Source organism: Macrococcus brunensis, from assembly GCF_004359615.1.
GTDB lineage: Bacteria > Bacillota > Bacilli > Staphylococcales > Staphylococcaceae > Macrococcus > Macrococcus brunensis.
This window is the reverse complement of the sequence record NZ_SCWA01000003.1, coordinates 13,552-31,338: the sequence shown is the minus strand read 5'-3', so window position 1 is coordinate 31,338 and position 17,787 is coordinate 13,552. Positions and strand designations below refer to the sequence as shown.

General features: G+C 43.5%; 14 protein-coding genes and 1 riboswitch. Of the genes, 13 read left to right on the top strand and 1 reads right to left on the bottom strand.

Translation table 11 applies throughout. From position 1 onward, the window contains the following. Positions 1 to 19: 19 nt before the first annotated feature. The 8 genes from ERX27_RS01985 to ERX27_RS01950 all read left to right on the top strand — a co-directional run bounded on the left by ERX27_RS01985 (position 20) and on the right by ERX27_RS01950 (position 10,250). Entirely contained in the window at positions 20 to 1,141 is a 1,122-nt protein-coding gene (locus ERX27_RS01985) for a citrate synthase (RefSeq protein WP_133431160.1), read from the top strand. Between the two features lie 17 nt (positions 1,142 to 1,158). Continuing rightward, positions 1,159 to 2,424 (top strand): NADP-dependent isocitrate dehydrogenase, encoded by a 1,266-nt coding sequence (gene icd / locus ERX27_RS01980; protein WP_133431159.1) that lies wholly within the window; start codon positions 1,159 to 1,161, stop codon positions 2,422 to 2,424. A 162-nt stretch (positions 2,425 to 2,586) separates the two neighbouring features. Then, positions 2,587 to 3,297, top strand: coding sequence for a response regulator transcription factor (locus tag ERX27_RS01975; RefSeq protein ID WP_133431158.1), 711 nt, complete (start codon positions 2,587 to 2,589; stop codon positions 3,295 to 3,297). Further along, complete coding sequence (gene pnpS, locus ERX27_RS01970) at positions 3,294 to 4,997, top strand: two-component system histidine kinase PnpS (RefSeq protein ID WP_133431157.1); 1,704 nt, start codon at positions 3,294 to 3,296, stop codon at positions 4,995 to 4,997. Before ERX27_RS01975 ends, pnpS begins: the two co-directional genes overlap by 4 nt. A gap of 72 nt (positions 4,998 to 5,069) precedes the next feature. Then, positions 5,070 to 7,670, top strand: a complete 2,601-nt coding sequence (gene polA / locus ERX27_RS01965) for a DNA polymerase I (RefSeq protein ID WP_133431156.1) — start codon at positions 5,070 to 5,072, stop codon at positions 7,668 to 7,670. 9 nt (positions 7,671 to 7,679) lie between these two features. Then, the gene (mutM, locus tag ERX27_RS01960) at positions 7,680 to 8,552 is read left to right on the top strand and encodes a bifunctional DNA-formamidopyrimidine glycosylase/DNA-(apurinic or apyrimidinic site) lyase (protein WP_133431155.1); all 873 of its coding nucleotides are present in this window, start codon (positions 7,680 to 7,682) and stop codon (positions 8,550 to 8,552) included. A gap of 10 nt (positions 8,553 to 8,562) precedes the next feature. Next, on the top strand, positions 8,563 to 9,156 hold the full coding sequence (gene coaE, locus ERX27_RS01955) for a dephospho-CoA kinase (protein WP_133431154.1): 594 nt from the start codon (positions 8,563 to 8,565) through the stop codon (positions 9,154 to 9,156). An 83-nt stretch (positions 9,157 to 9,239) separates the two neighbouring features. Continuing rightward, a complete protein-coding gene (locus ERX27_RS01950; protein WP_133431153.1) occupies positions 9,240 to 10,250 on the top strand; it encodes a glyceraldehyde-3-phosphate dehydrogenase in 1,011 nt (336 codons plus the stop codon). A gap of 29 nt (positions 10,251 to 10,279) precedes the next feature. On the opposite strand, the gene ERX27_RS01945 is transcribed toward ERX27_RS01950, so the two are convergent. After that, positions 10,280 to 10,942, bottom strand: coding sequence for an SGNH/GDSL hydrolase family protein (locus ERX27_RS01945; RefSeq protein WP_133431152.1), 663 nt, complete (start codon positions 10,940 to 10,942; stop codon positions 10,280 to 10,282). A 111-nt stretch (positions 10,943 to 11,053) separates the two neighbouring features. Between ERX27_RS01945 and nrdR the strand changes: the two genes are divergently transcribed. From nrdR to ERX27_RS01920, 5 genes are all read left to right on the top strand, one after another. Next, the gene (nrdR, locus tag ERX27_RS01940) at positions 11,054 to 11,518 is read left to right on the top strand and encodes a transcriptional regulator NrdR (protein WP_133431151.1); all 465 of its coding nucleotides are present in this window, start codon (positions 11,054 to 11,056) and stop codon (positions 11,516 to 11,518) included. An 8-nt stretch (positions 11,519 to 11,526) separates the two neighbouring features. After that, positions 11,527 to 12,843: a replicative helicase loading/DNA remodeling protein DnaB gene (locus ERX27_RS01935; RefSeq protein ID WP_133431150.1), complete on the top strand. Its 1,317-nt coding sequence runs from the start codon at positions 11,527 to 11,529 to the stop codon at positions 12,841 to 12,843. Further along, the gene (gene dnaI / locus ERX27_RS01930; protein WP_133431149.1) at positions 12,840 to 13,757 is read left to right on the top strand and encodes a primosomal protein DnaI; all 918 of its coding nucleotides are present in this window, start codon (positions 12,840 to 12,842) and stop codon (positions 13,755 to 13,757) included. Before ERX27_RS01935 ends, dnaI begins: the two co-directional genes overlap by 4 nt. 287 nt (positions 13,758 to 14,044) lie before the next feature. Further along, positions 14,045 to 15,973: a threonine--tRNA ligase gene (thrS, locus tag ERX27_RS01925; protein ID WP_133431148.1), complete on the top strand. Its 1,929-nt coding sequence runs from the start codon at positions 14,045 to 14,047 to the stop codon at positions 15,971 to 15,973. Positions 15,974 to 16,027: 54 nt separating this feature from the next. Next, positions 16,028 to 16,200, top strand: a riboswitch (Lysine riboswitch). Positions 16,201 to 16,262: 62 nt separating this feature from the next. Beyond that, positions 16,263 to 17,759: an amino acid permease gene (locus tag ERX27_RS01920; RefSeq protein ID WP_133431147.1), complete on the top strand. Its 1,497-nt coding sequence runs from the start codon at positions 16,263 to 16,265 to the stop codon at positions 17,757 to 17,759. Positions 17,760 to 17,787: the final 28 nt, after the last annotated feature.

The following is a 17,787-nucleotide window of genomic DNA, read 5'->3' as shown; positions in this document are numbered from 1 at the left end:
ATGTAAAGGGGACTATAATATGGCAGATGTAATCAGAGGTTTAGAAGGCGTCCTTGCTACTGAGACGAAAGTAAGTTCTATCGTTGGACAGCAGTTAACATATGCAGGTTATGATATCGATGATCTGACTGAAAATGCTAAGTTTGAAGAAGTTATCTTTTTATTATGGCACTTCAGATTACCAAACGAGCAAGAGTTGGAAGAATTCAAAGCGCAGTTACTTGAAAATATGGAGTTAAATCCACGCATCTATGAACACTTTGAAGATTATGCAGCAGACCATGTTCATCCGATGACAGGATTAAGAACATCACTTAGTTATCTGGCTCACTTTGATCCGCGTGCTGAAGAGTTCAATGATGAAGCACATTTCAATAAAGCGACTCGTATTCAGGCGAAAGTGGCATCACTGGTTGCAGCATTTGCGCGTGTCCGTCAAGGTAAAGAGCCACTGAAACCTAAAGCAGAGCTGAGCTATGCAGCGAACTTCCTTTATATGCTGTTCGGTGAAGTACCGACAGACGTGCAGGAAGAGGCATTTAATAAAGCACTTATTCTTCATGCGGATCATGAACTGAACGCATCTACATTTACTGCACGTGTCTGCGTTTCGACTTTAACAGATATGTACTCAGGCGTGACAGCAGCAGCCGGCGCTTTAAAAGGACCTCTTCACGGCGGTGCCAATGAGCAGGTCATGAAAATGCTCAGTGAAATCGGGTCTATGGAAAATGTGGAATCTTATATTCAGAAAAAAATTGATAATAAAGAAAAAATCATGGGCTTCGGTCATCGCGTCTACAAAGAAGGCGATCCTCGTGCGAAGTACTTGAAAGAGATGTCACGTCGTATTACAGATGAGACAGGGCAGAAAGAATTATACGATATGTCTGTTCGCATCGCTGAAATACTGGAAGAGAAAAAAGGCTTACTGCCAAACGTTGACTTCTATTCAGCAACGGTTTACCACTCAATGGGCATTGAACATGATTTATTTACACCGATCTTCGCAGTATCACGAGTCTCCGGCTGGTTAGCGCATATTCTTGAGCAGTACGAAAATAACCGCATCATCCGCCCTCGTGCAGAGTATGTCGGTGAAGTTGGACGTAAATATGTCCCTGTATCTGAACGAAAATAATCAATTATAGGAGGATTATCATGGCTGAAAAAATTACGAATTCTAACGGAACATTAAATGTACCGAACAATCCTGTTGTCCCATTCATTATTGGTGATGGCACAGGCCCGGATATCTGGCATGCAGCAAGCCGTGTGCTTGATGCAGCTGTAGAAAAAGCCTATAACGGTGAAAAGAAAATTGAATGGAAAGAAGTCCTAGCGGGTCAAAAAGCATTCGATACGACAGGTGAGTGGCTGCCGCAGGAAACACTTGATACAATTGATGAATATTTAATCGCGATTAAAGGACCTCTGACAACGCCGATCGGTGGAGGTATTCGCTCACTGAACGTCGCATTACGTCAAGAACTTGATTTATTCGTCTGCCTGCGTCCTGTCCGTTACTTTGAAGGGGTACCTTCTCCAGTTAAACGTCCGGAAGATACAGATATGGTCATCTTCCGTGAGAATACAGAAGACATCTATGCAGGAATCGAATATAAAGAAGGATCAGATGATGTCAAGAAAGTCATTGACTTCCTGCAGAATGAAATGGGCGCTAAAAACATCCGTTTCCCGGAAACATCAGGTATCGGTATCAAACCGGTCTCTAAAGAAGGAACTGAGCGTTTAGTCCGTGCTGCCATCAATTATGCATTAGACCAAGGACGTAAGTCTCTGACACTGGTTCATAAAGGGAACATCATGAAGTTCACAGAAGGTGCATTTAAACAGTGGGGTTATGATTTAGCTGAACGTGAATTTGGCGACAAAGTCTTCACTTGGGCACAGTACGATAAACTGGTTGAATCAGAAGGTAAAGAAGCAGCAGAAAAAGCACAGGAAGAAGCAGTAAACAGCGGCAAATTACTGATTAAAGATTCAATTGCAGATATCTTCCTGCAGCAGATTCTGACACGTCCCGCTGAATTTGATGTTGTTGCAACTATGAACTTAAACGGTGATTACATCTCTGATGCACTCGCTGCTCAAGTAGGCGGTATCGGTATTGCACCGGGTGCTAATATCAACTATGAGACAGGTCATGCAATCTTTGAAGCGACTCACGGTACGGCGCCGAAGTATGCAGGTCTTGATAAAGTTAATCCGTCATCAGTCATCCTAAGTGGTGTGCTGATGCTGGATCACCTCGGCTGGAAAGAAGCGGGCGAACTGATTACTAAATCAATGGAAAAAACCATTGCATCTAAAGTGGTCACATATGACTTTGCCCGTTTAATGGACGGTGCGACAGAAGTGAAATGTTCAGAGTTTGCTGATGAACTGATTAAAAATATGTAAATCAAGTAAGCCGTGTAACAGCGGCTTATTTTTTATGGCTATATCTGAAATATAAATATTTTGTAAATTTTATTACCGGCAGTTGAAGTTTATTGATTAAATATAGCCTTAATAAATCGACTTCATATATAATATAAGAGACATATCATCTGGAGGTAGTGAATGGCACAGAAAATACTAGTTGTTGACGATGAGCAATCAATCGTGACACTGTTGAAATATAATTTACAGCAGGCAGGATTCGAAGTGGAAACTGCTTTTGACGGAGAAGAAGGACTCGAGAAAGTTTTTACAGAACGACCGGATTTACTGGTGCTTGATTTGATGTTACCTAAAATGGACGGCGTAGAAGTCTGTAAGTCCATTCGTAACGAAAAGAATCAGATTCCGATTCTGATGCTGACAGCAAAAGATGATGAATTTGATAAAGTGCTCGGGCTTGAACTGGGTGCCGACGACTATATGACGAAACCCTTTTCTCCAAGAGAAGTCGTGGCGCGTGTTAAAGCGATATTAAGACGTACGGTTGTCAATGAACAGCAGATGGATATCAGACAAAGTAAAGAAATCAATATCGGTAAACTGAAAATCTTGCCTGAACATTTTGAAGCTTACCGAAACAATGAGTTATTAGATCTGACACCTAAAGAATTTGAACTATTGATTTATCTGATTGAACGGCAGGGACGCGTTATCACACGTGAACATATGCTGAATTCTGTCTGGAACTATGAGTTTGCGGGTGACTCGCGAATTGTCGATGTACATATCAGTCATTTAAGAGAGAAGATTGAAGAGAATCCGAAACAGCCGCAATATATTAAGACCGTACGTGGACTCGGCTATAAGCTGGAGAACCCTCGTTCAATATGAGAAGTTTCACAAACCGACTTTTTACCTCGCTCGTTGCCTTGATGATTTTAAGTTTTCTGCTGATCGGCTTTTTCCTGTCCAATATTTTAGGCGAACAAATCAGTAAAACGAAGGAAGCAGAATTAGAACGCCAGGCTGAGCGATTAATAGAAGTCTTAAAAAATGAAGACCAGTATCTCCAGAAAATCAGAGACTATGATAAAGTATCACTCAAAAAAGTCTGGATACAAAAAGGTGAAAAGACGCTTTTTAAAAGCGACACAATAGATGATGAACAGATTGAAAAAGTGATGGCGCCATGGATCAACAGCGGGGCTTCTGATTTTTACCGTTTTCAAGGTGATAGCAGCGATGCCATGCTGATCTATAGAAAAGAAGGCTATACCATTTTTCTTATAGACAGATTGACCAATCTGGAAAGTCTGACAAAAACCATCTGGCAGTACATGCTTCTGACACTGGCAACTGCAATTCCGGTCATCTTCTTTATAGCGAGATACATCAACCGGACTTATATAGCACCGATCAGAGAAGTGACCTATGCATCGAGATTACTGACAGAAGGTAATTATAAAGTCCGTGTGCCGGAAAGCAGTGTCACTGAAACGAAAGAACTTTACATCAGTACTAATCGACTCGCACGGACACTCCAGACATTGAACAATGAGCAGAAACTGCAGCGTAACAGGCTGGAGACGACCCTTGAAAACATCCCTTCTGCTATTTTGATGATCGATAAGAAGGGACAGGTTGTTATCGTCAATGATAACTACAATGAAACCTTTAATAAAGGTCAGCAGATACTTTCCGGACATTTTGAAGAAGTGATTCATTTCGCGTCAGTTAAACAGATGATCAAAGAAGCTATCATCTCTGAGAAGCCGATCAATCAGACGATAGATATTCAGATGACCGTCTACCGCAAGTATTTCGATGCGGCTGTTGTGCCGGTATTATCAAGACGTCGCCGCAAACTGGAAGGTGTCGTTGTCGTTCTGCATGATATCACGAAGCTGAAGTCACTGGAACAGATGCGAAAAGACTTTGTAGCCAATGTCTCTCATGAACTGAAGACTCCTATCACTTCTATAAAAGGATTCTCTGAAACGCTGCTCGACGGCGCAAAAAATGATTCCGATACACTGGACATGTTCCTGGATATCATTCTAAAAGAGTCCAACCGAATTCAGGGGCTTGTCAGTGAACTGCTGGAACTCTCTAAAATAGAGCAGAGTAGTCATATCATGCTCGATGCGGTCAATATGAGCAATAAGGCGCTCAGCTGTATTGAAGTCGTTGAACCACTTGCTACTAAGAAGAATATAACGATTGAAGCTATGATTGACCATGACGTCATTGTGATGGCAGAAGCCAGCAAACTGAAACAAGTCATCATTAACCTGCTGTCAAACGCCATCAACTATTCACCGGAAGGTTCACGGATCAAAGTCATTGTTAAAGATGGCAGGCAGGGCATCCTGGAAGTTGTTGATGAAGGAATGGGTATTGCAGCAGAAGAGCAGACGCGAATTTTTGAGCGTTTTTATAGAGTGGATAAAGCGAGAAGCAGAGACAGTGGCGGTACGGGACTGGGTCTGGCCATCGTCAAGCATATCGTCGAGGCATTTGACGGTGTGATAGAAGTTGAAAGTGAAGTGGGTAAAGGTTCCACTTTCAGAGTATATCTTAAAAAAAGTTAAGCCATGCACGTGAGTGCGTGGCTTTTTCTGTGCTGTGGTAAAATAAGAGTATCAACCTGATGGAGGTTCTTTATGACTGAAAAATTGATTTTAATAGACGGTAACAGCCTGGCATTTCGTGCTTTCTATGCACTGCCGCTCTTAAGTAACCGCGCGGGTATTCATACGAATGCGGTATACGGATTTACTTTACTGCTTGAAAAAATACTTAAAGATGAGGCACCGACTCACTTCTTAGTGGCATTCGATGCAGGGAAGACGACTTTCCGTCACTCTACATATGGCGACTACAAAGGTGGACGTCAGAAGACACCGCCGGAACTAAGTGAACAGTTCCCGCTGATCAGAAAGCTGGTCGATGCCTATCACATCAAACACTATGAGCTTGAAAATTATGAAGCGGATGACATCATCGGCACGCTGGCTCGTGAAGCGACTGAAAAGAAGATGCAGACGATTATTATCACGGGTGACCGTGACTTGACACAGCTTGTCAACGACTCTGTATCTGTCTATTACACTAAAAAGGGTGTTACAGATATCGATCACTATACACCTGAATTTGTCCATGCACAGTATGGTTTTGGTCCTGATAAAATCATCGACTTAAAAGGTCTGATGGGCGATAAATCAGATAATATTCCGGGTGTACCGGGCATCGGTGAGAAAACTGCAGTCAAACTGCTGCTTGAATACGGCACAGTAGAAGAAGTGATCAGCCACTTAGATGAGATTAAAGGCAAGAAGCTGCATGAGAACTTAACGACTTATCAGGCAGATGCACTGATGAGTAAGCAGCTTGCGACGATAGAAGTCCATGCACCGATAGAAATTCATCTGGAAGATGTCAAATTGTCCGCAGAAAGCAATGACGACAAAATTGAGCTTTTCAAGGAACTCGAATTCAAACAGATGCTTGACCAGATGGATACAGCACCTGTCATCGAACAGAAGGCGCTTGAACTGACAGACCAGTTTGATGCTATTGATCTTACAGGGGCTACGTCACTATTTATCGACTGCTTCAAAGATAATTACTTAGTCAACGAAATTCTGCCGATTGCTGTGACAGATGGCGAGAAGATTTTTGTGACATCATCTGATGAACTGCCGGATGCGCTCGTAGCATACCTGGAAGGTCCTGACCAGAAGAATGTCTTCGATGCGAAGAAAACGGCTGTACTTTTGAAGCGTTTAGGTGTCAATGTGCAGAATATTCATTTTGATGTTATGCTGGCAAGCTATCTGCTTGATCCATCGAAGACTATCGTTGACGTTGCAGAGACGGCCGCGCTGCACGGAATGGTCATGCCGAATAATGAACAGATCTTCGGTAAAGGCGCTAAAATGGCAATTCCAGATAGGAAGACACTCTTTGATTATTTCGGCAGACAGGCGATGACCATACATCAGCTGACCGATATCATGAAAAAAGAGCTCGAGAATAATGAACAGCTGAAGCTGCATGATGAACTGGAGCTGCCGTTATCACTTGTCTTAGCGGAAATGGAGTATCGCGGTATTACAGTAGACAGACAGGCACTGATCGACATGCAGGGTGAACTGAAAGCACGTATCGATGAGCTGATGAATCGTATTTATGAACTCGCCGGCCACGAATTCAATATTAACTCGCCGAAACAGCTGGGTGTCATTTTATTTGAAGAGCTTGGTCTGCCGGCTGCTAAAAAGACGAAGACGGGTTATTCAACAGCGGTTGATGTCTTAGAAGGTTTAAGAACCAAGCACGACATTATTCCGGCCATCTTGGACTACAGACAGCTCGCAAAGCTGCAGTCGACTTATGTCGAAGGACTGCAGAAAATGATTGCTGAAGATGGCAAGATTCATACACGCTTCAATCAGGTGCTCGCACAGACAGGCCGTCTCTCTTCAGTCGAACCGAATCTGCAGAACATTCCAATCCGCTTAGAAGAAGGGCGCAAAATCAGAAAAGCGTTTACTGCTTCGAAACCAGGCTGGGTGATCTTTGCAGCGGACTATTCACAGATTGAACTGCGTGTCCTCGCTCATATCACAGAAGATAAGAGTATGATGGAAGCCTTTAATCATGGTATCGATATTCATACGAAGACAGCGATGGAAGTATTTGATGTGGAAAAGGACGAGGTCGATGCGGATATGAGACGTCAGGCGAAAGCGGTCAACTTCGGTATCGTCTACGGTATCAGTGATTATGGTCTCAGTCAGTCACTCGGTATTTCACGTCCGGCTGCTGCCCGCTTTATCGATAATTACTTAACGAGCTTCCCGAATGTTAAGCAATATATGGACGATATTATTTTAGAAGCAAAACGAGATGGCTATGTCTCAACACTGCTCAATCGCCGCCGTTATATTCCGGACATCAATGCACGTAATTTTAATACGCGTGGCTTTGCAGAACGTACAGCTATGAACACGCCGATTCAAGGTAGTGCTGCTGATATCATTAAACTTGCGATGGTGAATTACGCGAGAGAAGTGAAGAACACTGATTTTAAAGCAGAGTTGTTACTGCAAGTACACGATGAGCTGATCTTTGAAGTACCAGAAGAAGAGATAGAAGCGTTCAGCTTGTTTGTGAAAGATATCATGGAGCACGCACTAGAACTGAACGTGCCGTTATTAGTGGAATCTAATTACGGTCAGTCGTGGTATGAAGCGAAGTAGGAGGAAGTTATGCCTGAATTACCAGAAGTCGAACATGTCAAAAGAGGTCTTGAACCCAAGGTCACCGGTGAAGTGATCACCGGTGTGACCTTTTCTGACAAAGTTCATATCGGCAAAGAAGCCGGTAAGGAAACAATTATAAAGGGAATCGATCTAGAATCTTTCAGAGAACGAGTCATAGGCAGTAGATTTAAGTCGATAGACAGAAGAAGTAAATATCTGATTTTTACGCTTGAAAATGAATTTGGAGAACAGTTTATCATCAGTCATCTCGGTATGTCCGGGGCCTATTTCGTGGTCGATACAATCGACGATATCGGCATTCCAAACTATATCAATCACTGGCATGTGGAACTTGAACTGCAGTCAGGGAAAAAGCTGATCTACAGTGATATCAGGCGATTCGGTGAGATGCGATTAGCCAAACACTTAGAAGATGCCGCTCAGATTATGGCGATTGCACCCGAACCTTTTGAAGAAGGGTCTGAAGATTATTTCATCAGACAGCTCAAGCAGAAGAAGTGGCAGCAGAAGAAAATCAAGGAAGCGGTCATGAATCACAGTGTGATCAGTGGCTGCGGCAATATCTATGCGTGTGAAGGTCTGCATACAGCAGCTATTAATCCTCATCGACTGGTGAAAGACATGACGGAAGATGAACAGCGCAGACTTTTTAAGGCGCTAGTAGCAAGTCTTGAAGAAGGAATTCGTTACGGCGGCTCGTCTATATCGAGCTATCGTAACGTTGAAGGCGAAAGTGGCCAGATGCAGACCCGGTTCAAAATATATGGCAGACAGACGTGTGGGACATGTGGTCGTGAAGTAGAGAAGGCAGTCATTGCCGGACGCAACACCCACTACTGCACGCATTGTCAGAAATAGGAGATAAAGTATGTCAGTTATAGGCTTAACAGGTGGTATCGCAAGCGGGAAATCAACAGTATCAAGATTACTCGCGGCACATGGATTTGTGATCGTTGATGCAGATATTGCAGCACGCCAGGCAGTCGCTAAAGGATCAGAAGGTTTAAGGCAGGTAGAAACCGTATTCGGACCTGAAGCAATTAAAGACGGTGAGATGAACCGCAGCTATATCGGGCAGCAGATTTTTCATGATGAAGAGAAGCGTCTGGCTTTGAACGGGATTATTCATCCTATTGTCAGAGAAATTATGGAAGAAGAGAAACAGTCAGCACTTGCTGCCGGGAAACCGGTCATTATGGATATTCCTTTGCTTTATGAGAATAAACTGGAAGAGACGGTTGATGCAGTCTGGGTCGTTTACGTGACAAAGGAAGTACAACTTGAACGACTGATGAAGCGTAATGACCTGGACAAGGAAGCGGCACTTGCACGCATTGCGTCTCAGCTGTCCATTGAAGATAAGAAGGAAAGAGCAGATGTCGTCATCGATAATAATGGCACGCTCTTAGATCTGGAAAGACGCATCAATGAAATTGTCGCAGAATATTACAAATCTCACTAAAAAGTTGCTAGCAACCGCTTCCATATTAGATTCATTGTGTTATACTATTGACATAAAAGTATAGCACAATAAGGAGAAATGACATGACGACTAGAGTAGCAATTAATGGTTTAGGAAGAATTGGTAGAATGGTATTCCGTGCAGCAGCACTGAACGATGAGTTAGAGGTTGTAGCAATCAATGCAAGTTATCCGCCGGAAACATTAGCGCATCTGATTAAATACGATACAACTCACGGTAAGTATGAGCTTGAAGTAGAACCGATTGAAAACGGCCTTCGCGTCGGCGGTAAAGAAATCAAACTTGTAGCTGAACGTAATCCGGAATTATTACCTTGGAAAGATCTGAACATTGATATCGTCATCGAAGCAACAGGTAAATTCAACGATGCAGAGAAAGCATTTGCTCACTTAAAAGCGGGCGCTAAAAAAGTTCTGTTAACAGCACCTGGTAAAGGGGATGTTCAGACAATCGTACGCGGCGTAAACTGCGAAGGATTAGATGTTGAAACTTATGATGTCATCTCAAACGCATCTTGTACGACGAACTGTCTGGCACCTGTAGCGAAAGTCCTGAACGAAAAATTCGGTATTGAGAACGGTTTAATGACAACTGTTCACGCTTATACAAATGACCAGAAAAACCTTGATAACCCGCACAAAGACTTACGTCGTGCGCGTGCTTGTGCACAAAGCATCATCCCGACTTCAACAGGTGCAGCAAAAGCTTTAGCGCTTGTCTTACCGGAATTAAAAGGTAAATTACACGGTATGGCACTGCGTGTACCGACAACAAACGTATCATTAGTTGACTTAGTCGTTGACCTTAAACAAGACGTAACAGTAGAAGACGTCAACAACGCGTTTAAAGAAGCGGCAGAAGGTTCTTTAAAAGGCATTCTTGACATCACTTTCGAACCATTAGTAAGTGTTGACTTCAACACAAACCCAATGTCATCTGTTGTTGATGGCTTATCAACAATCGTCATGGACGGCAATAAAGTGAAAGTCCTTTCTTGGTATGACAATGAGTGGGGCTACTCAACTCGTGTTGTAGAACTTGCTGTCTTAATGGGACAAAAATTAGCGAAATAATAAAGAAAGCTGGCGTATGCCAGCTTTCTTTATTGCAGTTTTATACTCTTAATCTGTTTAGTCAGAACTTCCGCCATTTTATCGTAGCCTTTGACATGAGGGTGAAGACCATCTATCGTCAGCTCTGGATTCAGCTTGTCATCTATGGTCATAACGTCATAATAATTCAGAAAGTGAATGTTTTCCTCGGTCGCGAGCTCTATTAGTCGGCGATTGATCTCTATAATAGCGTCCTGTCTGATACCTTGAAGATCCGTGTGGGGACGGTTGATGGAAGTGACTGAAGTAATCACAATGTTAATGCCCCTGTTCTTACTCTCTTCGACCATCGCCCGGATATCTGACACGACCTGTTGGATGATGTCAGCTGCTTTCTCAGAGTCAGACGCTTCTTTCGTATTATTGACGCCTACTGACAATATGATGAGTTCCGGATTAAGCTGCAGTGCGTCAGCTTCGAAGCGTCTTCTGCAGTACATGGAATAGTCATCGCTGACCCCGCGGTTGATTAGACGTTTGCCTTCAGTATGTCTGAAGTAACTGTCGATATCCCAGTAGGCGGTGATGGAATCACCGATAAAGACAGCACCGACTGGATCTTCATGATAAAGAATGGCTTCATTTCTACGGTTGAATTTCTCCCGTTCTTTGTTGACTGGATTGCCTTCTTCAAATTCTTCTAATTCAATCATCTTTTTCGCCTCCGTTTGTGGTCATTATACCCTGTCAGTAAAATCAATAACAGTTTTTATGAAGACTTGATTCATGTATAATGAAGTGATACTAACTAAAGGGGCGATCATATGAAATGTCTGAAATGCGGTTACAATCAGTCTAAAGTCATCGATTCACGTCATGCAGATGATCTGAATGCCATCAGAAGGAGAAGAGAGTGCGAACAGTGCGGCACTCGTTTTACGACGTTTGAGCGTATAGAACTGTCTCCGCTTATCGTCGTTAAAAAAGACGGTACGCGCCAGGCGTTCAACCGCGATAAAATATTGCACGGTCTGGTACGTGCATGCGAGAAAAGACCGGTCGCATATGATGACTTAGAGAAAATTGCAAACGATGTTGAATATCAGCTGCGTGAGGGCAGTAAGACTGAAATATCATCAGTTGATATCGGTGAACGCGTCATGGAGCAGCTGATGACGCTGGATCAGGTGTCTTACGTGCGCTTTGCCTCGGTTTATAAGGAGTTCAAAGATATCGATCAGCTCTTGTCGACGATGCAGGGGATTTTAAGCGATAAGAATAAGAAGTAGGTGTACACATGCAATATTTTTCAGGGTTACGGCCGGCCGACCGTTTTGTCGTCACGACCAATTATGTCGAAACCAGTCTGACAGATGAGATATTAAAACGTCTGTATATTCCTTTGATTGGTCTCGAAAGTATAGCGGTCTATCAGTATTTAAGTCAGTTTCTGGAGAAAAGCCAGGTCTCTGACGAGGTCACTCACTATATCGTTATGAACGAACTGAAGATGAATCTCAGCCATTTTGAGCAGCTGCGGTTTCGTTTAGAAGGCATCGGTCTGATGAAATCATTTATGAAAGTGACGGATGAAGCACAGCATTTTGTCTATAAGCTGATCAGTCCAGTAATGCCGGACCAGTTTTTCAATGATCCCATGTTGTCTGTCTATTTATTTCAGACGGTCGGCAAAGAGCGTTTCAATCAGCTGAAACGTCATTTCTGCACAGAACGTTTTGATGTTTCAAGTTATCAGGAAATCAGCAAGAACTATATCGATATATACGGCACACCGAAATCACCACCGGCGTCAATTTACGCGGGTAACGATCATCTGATTAAGACGAGAGAGTCGCTCGGCATCCCTGTTCATCAGCAGACGTTTGATTTTGAGATGCTCGAGATGCTCCTCGCGCAGAACATGATCACAAAAGAGCAGCTGACGAGAGATGTCCGGGAACTGATCGCCCAGCTGTCGTTACTCTATGACATTGCACCGACAGATATGAGACGAATTATCCTGAAGTCATTGACCTCCAACCAGACGATATCGCATGAAGACTTAAGACGTAATGCACGGGACTTCTATCAGTTTGAACACGAAGGTAATCTGCCGGCGCTGACTATTTCTGCTGAAGCTGAAGCTGCGCCTAAGAGTGATAAGAACTGGTTTGAGATGCTCGACACGACGAGTCCGATTGAGATGCTCGCAAGTTTCAGTCAGTCAGAGCCGACTGTCAAACAGAAGCGGATGGTTGAAAGTATTCTGGAGCGGGAGAAACTGCCTTTTGGGGTCATGAATATTCTGCTGCAGTATGTACTTTTGACCAGTGAGATGAAACTGCCGCAGAGCTATATAGAAGAGATAGCATCTAACTGGAAGAAACTCAAACTCTCTTCCAGCGAGGAAGCCTACAATCATGCGATGAAAGTAGAAGAGAAGAAAAAAACGAGAAAAACAGTTCAGCGTGAAAAAGCATCCTACGAAAAAACACCGGAATGGCTGAACAATCAGGAACAGCCTAAAACCGCTGAAGCAGTGACAGATTTAGCAGAAGAAAAACGAAAACTAGAAGAAGAACTGAAGAACTTCTGGAAGGAGGGTGAATCATGAAACCGTTCAGTGCATTTGTAAAGAATAACCCCGCTATTATGGCGCGGATTGAGCAGGTCAAAAAAGAGACCGTGCAGCATCCTGAAATCAAGCCGTTCTTAGAAGCACATGCCGTGACAGATGACATGATTGACAAAGATCTGACTGTTCTGCAGGAATATAAAGACCAGTCTAAGCTCTGTGACCGCTGCGCCAGTTACGGCCAGTGCATCAACTTCGTCAAAGGGCATACCCCGCATCTATATATAGAAGATAACCGCATAAAGATCAGCTACACGCCTTGTCCGAATAAAAAAGTGCATGACGAAGAGCAGCTGATGAAACAGTATGTCACTGCTATGCATGTGCCGTATGAAACATTGAATGCCAAGATTAATTCGATTGATTTAGAGGGGACGGACCGTCTTAATATCGTTAAACGGGCAATGGAAATCTGTAACGATATCGCTGCAGGCAGACCGACGAAGGGTCTTTATATTTACGGCAGCTTTGGTACAGGCAAATCATACATTCTAGGTGCGATAGCCAATCAGCTTAAGGAGCGCCATATTTATACGACCATTTTCTATGTGCCGGAATTTATCCGTGAACTGAAAAATGGCTTCAATGATCAGACTTATGCGGAAAAACTGGACCGCGTCAAAAAAAGTCCTGTCTTAATGCTGGATGATATCGGCGCTGAAGATATGACGACGTGGGTCAGAGATGAAGTGCTGGGACCCCTCTTACATTACCGCATGATGAACCAGCTACCGACTTTCTTCTCATCCAACTTCAACAAAGAGGAACTGAGATATCATTTCCAGAAGACGAAGGTGGGCGAAGAGAAGACAAAAGCTTACCGGATGATGGAACGAATTGATGCGCTGACAGAAGCTTATCCGCTTAAGGGAAAAAATTATCGTCGCTCTTGATAAATTTGCGGCAAGGTGTATAATAGCATTATAGTCAAACAATTCAAACAATGATAAAAGGATATGAAACGCATTTCTCATCATATAGCGAGTCAGGGTAGGTGTGAGCCTGATGGATGACATGTTGTTTTACTCCCTTTTTTAATCGACATCTAATCCATGTCCGGCTCAAGACCGTTATCTTATGCAGAGTTGCCTTTATGGTGATTAGGGTGGTACCGCGGAATGACTCCGTCCCTTGTGGGATGGGGTCTTTTTGTGTTTAAAAAATAAAAGGAGTGTTTAGAATGAGTGAAATTAAGATCAAGTTTCCAGATGGTAATGAAAAAAGTTTTGAGAGTGGCATCACAACTGAAGAGATTGCAGCTTCTATCAGCCCGGGTCTGAAGAAGAAAGCACTGGCTGGTAAGTTTAACGGTCAGATGGTCGACTTAACGACTGCTCTTGAAACAGATGGTGATATCGAGATCATCACATCGGACTCACCGGAAGGAATCGAGGTCCTTCGTCATTCAACAGCTCATTTAATGGCACAGGCACTTAAACGTATTTACGGCGACGTTCATTTCGGTGTAGGTCCTGTGATTGAAGAAGGATTCTACTACGATTTCGATATGCCGGAGAAAATCTCTGCTGAAGACTTTGAGAATATCGAAAAAGTCATGAAACAGATCGTCAACGAAAACATTGCGATTGAACGCCGTGTCGTTTCACGTAACGAAGCAAAAGAAGTCTTTAAAGACGATCCTTACAAACAGGAACTGATTGACGCGATTCCGGAAGATGAGAACGTGACACTTTATTCACAAGGTGAATTCACTGACTTATGTCGAGGTGTACACGTGCCTTCAACAGCTAAAATCAAGGAATTCAAGCTGTTATCTGTAGCAGGTGCTTACTGGCGTGGTGATTCTGACAACAAAATGCTGCAGCGTATCTACGGTACAGCGTTCTTCGATAAGAAAGATCTGAAAGCACACTTAGAAATGCTGGAAGAGCGTAAAGAACGTGACCACCGTAAAATCGGTAAAGAGCTCGATATCTTCACAACTAGCCCGTTAATCGGAGCAGGTCTGCCGCTCTGGCTGCCGAACGGTGCAACTATCCGTCGTGAATTAGAACGTTATATCGTCGATAAAGAAGTCGCGCTCGGTTATGACCACGTCTATACACCGGTGATGGGTTCTGTTGACCTATACAAAACATCTGGTCACTGGGATCACTATCAGGAAGATATGTTCCCGGTCATGGAAATGGACAATGAAGCGTTCGTTCTTCGTCCGATGAACTGTCCTCACCATATGATGATCTATAAAAACAAACCGCACAGCTATCGTGAGCTGCCTATCCGTATTGCTGAACTCGGTACAATGCACCGCTACGAAGCAAGTGGCGCTGTATCAGGCTTACAGCGTGTCCGCGGCATGACTTTAAATGATGCGCATATCTTCGTTCGTCCTGATCAGATCAAAGATGAGTTCAAGCGTGTTGTACAGCTTGTGATTGACGTCTACAAAGATTTCAACTTAAACGATTACAGCTTCCGTCTGTCATATCGTGACCCGGAAGATACAGAGAAATACTTCCAGGACGATGAAATGTGGGAAAAAGCACAGGCGATGCTGAAAGAAGCAGTAGACGAAATGGGTCTTGACTACGAGGAAGCACCAGGCGAAGCGGCATTCTATGGTCCTAAACTGGATGTTCAGGTGAAGACAGCACTAGGTAAAGAAGAGACTTTATCGACTGTACAGCTCGACTTCCTGTTACCACAGAAATTTGATTTAACATACATCGGTAGCGATGGTCAGGAACATCGTCCGGTCGTAATTCACCGCGGTGTCATTTCAACGATGGAACGTTTCGTAGCCTTCCTGACAGAAGAATACAAAGGGGCTTATCCAACATGGCTTGCGCCAAACCAGCTGGAAATCATTCCGGTATCTAACGAAGTCCATTATGACTATGCACGTGCACTTTATGATGAGCTGAAATCTCAAGGTGTTCGCTGTCATATCGATGACCGCGAAGAGAAAATGGGCTATAAAATCCGTGAAGCTCAGATGCATAAAGTCCCATACCAAATCGTTGTGGGTGACAAAGAAGTTGAGAATAATGAAGTCAATGTCCGTCAATACGGCAGCCAGGATTCAGAAACAATCGACCGCGATGATTTCATCTGGAAACTTGTCGATGAAATCCGTCTCAAAAAATAGGCTTGCAGGACTTACTTTAATACGTTATAGTATAAAGAAATAAAATATTCCTCAATAAGAGGTAGAGGTCGCGATGAAGAAGAGTAGCCTTGCTGATACGGTATCACGTAGCTGAAGCAGGGTGAAAGGCAACATCGCCGAAGTGGCAGACGTCTGATAACCGTCTGCTGCTGGGCTGATATAGAATATATATCAGACTGTCACATTTGTGATGCGCTACTGATACAATAGATAAAGGTGCGCATCTATAGATGTGCACCTTTTTTTGTGTGAAGAATGGAGTGTCAAAATGAGTAATAACAATGAAGTGCAAAGATTACTGAAACCGCGCCATATTTCGATGATCGCGATCGGGGGCTGTATCGGTACAGGTCTGTTCATGACTTCAGGTGGTGCTATCCGTGATGCAGGTCCTGGTGGTGCACTGCTTGGTTTCTTAATTATCGGTATCATGGTGTTTTTCCTGATGACCAGTCTCGGTGAGATGGCGACATACTTGCCGATTTCAGGTTCATTCTCAACTTATGCGACCCGGTTCGTGGATCCGTCTCTTGGCTTTGCGCTCGGCTGGAACTACTGGTTCAACTGGGTTATTACCGTTGCAGCAGACGTCAGTATTGCAGCCAGCGTCATCAAGTACTGGGCGATATTTGATTTTCTGCCGGGGTGGGGCTGGAGTCTCGTCTTTCTTGCGCTGATTTTCCTGCTTAACACACTGAGCGTTAAAGTATACGGAGAAAGTGAATACTGGTTTGCGCTTGTTAAAGTCGTCACAGTCGTCCTTTTCTTAATCATCGGTGTACTGACGATATTCGGTATTTTAGGCGGGGAATATATTGGTCTTAAAAACTTCACAACAGGTGAAGCACCGTTTCTTGGTGGTAGTCTGTCAGGCTCGTTCCTGACCATCCTCGGTGTATTCTTAGTAGCGGGCTTTAGCTTCCAGGGGACAGAGCTTGTCGGTATTACAGCAGGTGAGTCAGAAGAACCGGAGAAAACAATTCCTAGAGCCATTAAACAGGTTTTCTGGCGTATCTTGATTTTCTACATTTTATCTATATTCGTTATCGGACTCATCATCCCTTATACAAACCCGAACTTAATGGGTGGGGACAGCATCTCCAAATCACCGTTTACACTCGTATTTGAAAATGCAGGACTGGCTTTTGCAGCATCATTTATGAATGCAGTTATTCTGAGTTCTATTCTGTCAGCAGGTAACTCTGGTATGTATGCATCTACTCGTATGCTGTACGCAATGGGTAAAGATGGTCTTGCATCACGCAAGTTCTCTGAAACTAACGAGAAAGGTGTACCGATTCCGAGTTTACTGGCGACATTCGTCGTTGTTGTCATCATCTTCCTTGTAGAACGTGTGGCAAGCGGGGCCTATGAATATATCGTTGCGGCAAGCGGTTTAACCGGCTTTATCGCCTGGCTGGGCATTGCGATCAGTCACTATCGCTTCAGACGTGCCTTCTATCGTCAGAATAAAGACTTGTCAGTCCTGAAATATAAAGCGATGTGGTTCCCGTTCGGTCCGATATTCGCATTTATGCTCTGTCTGTTTGTTATTATCGGTCAGGATACAGACTTGATTCTACGAGGTGAGTTTGAGCTGAACGGTTTCCTGATCACTTATATGGGAATCCCAATTTTCCTGGCCTTCTATCTTTATCACAAAGTGAAATATAAAACGAAGAAAATACCGCTTGAACAAGTAGACTTATCGCAAGCTCATGATATGAGTGAATATGAAAAAATAGATGTTGACACTGTCAAATAATCCTGTTATTATTAAATCTGTTGAATAC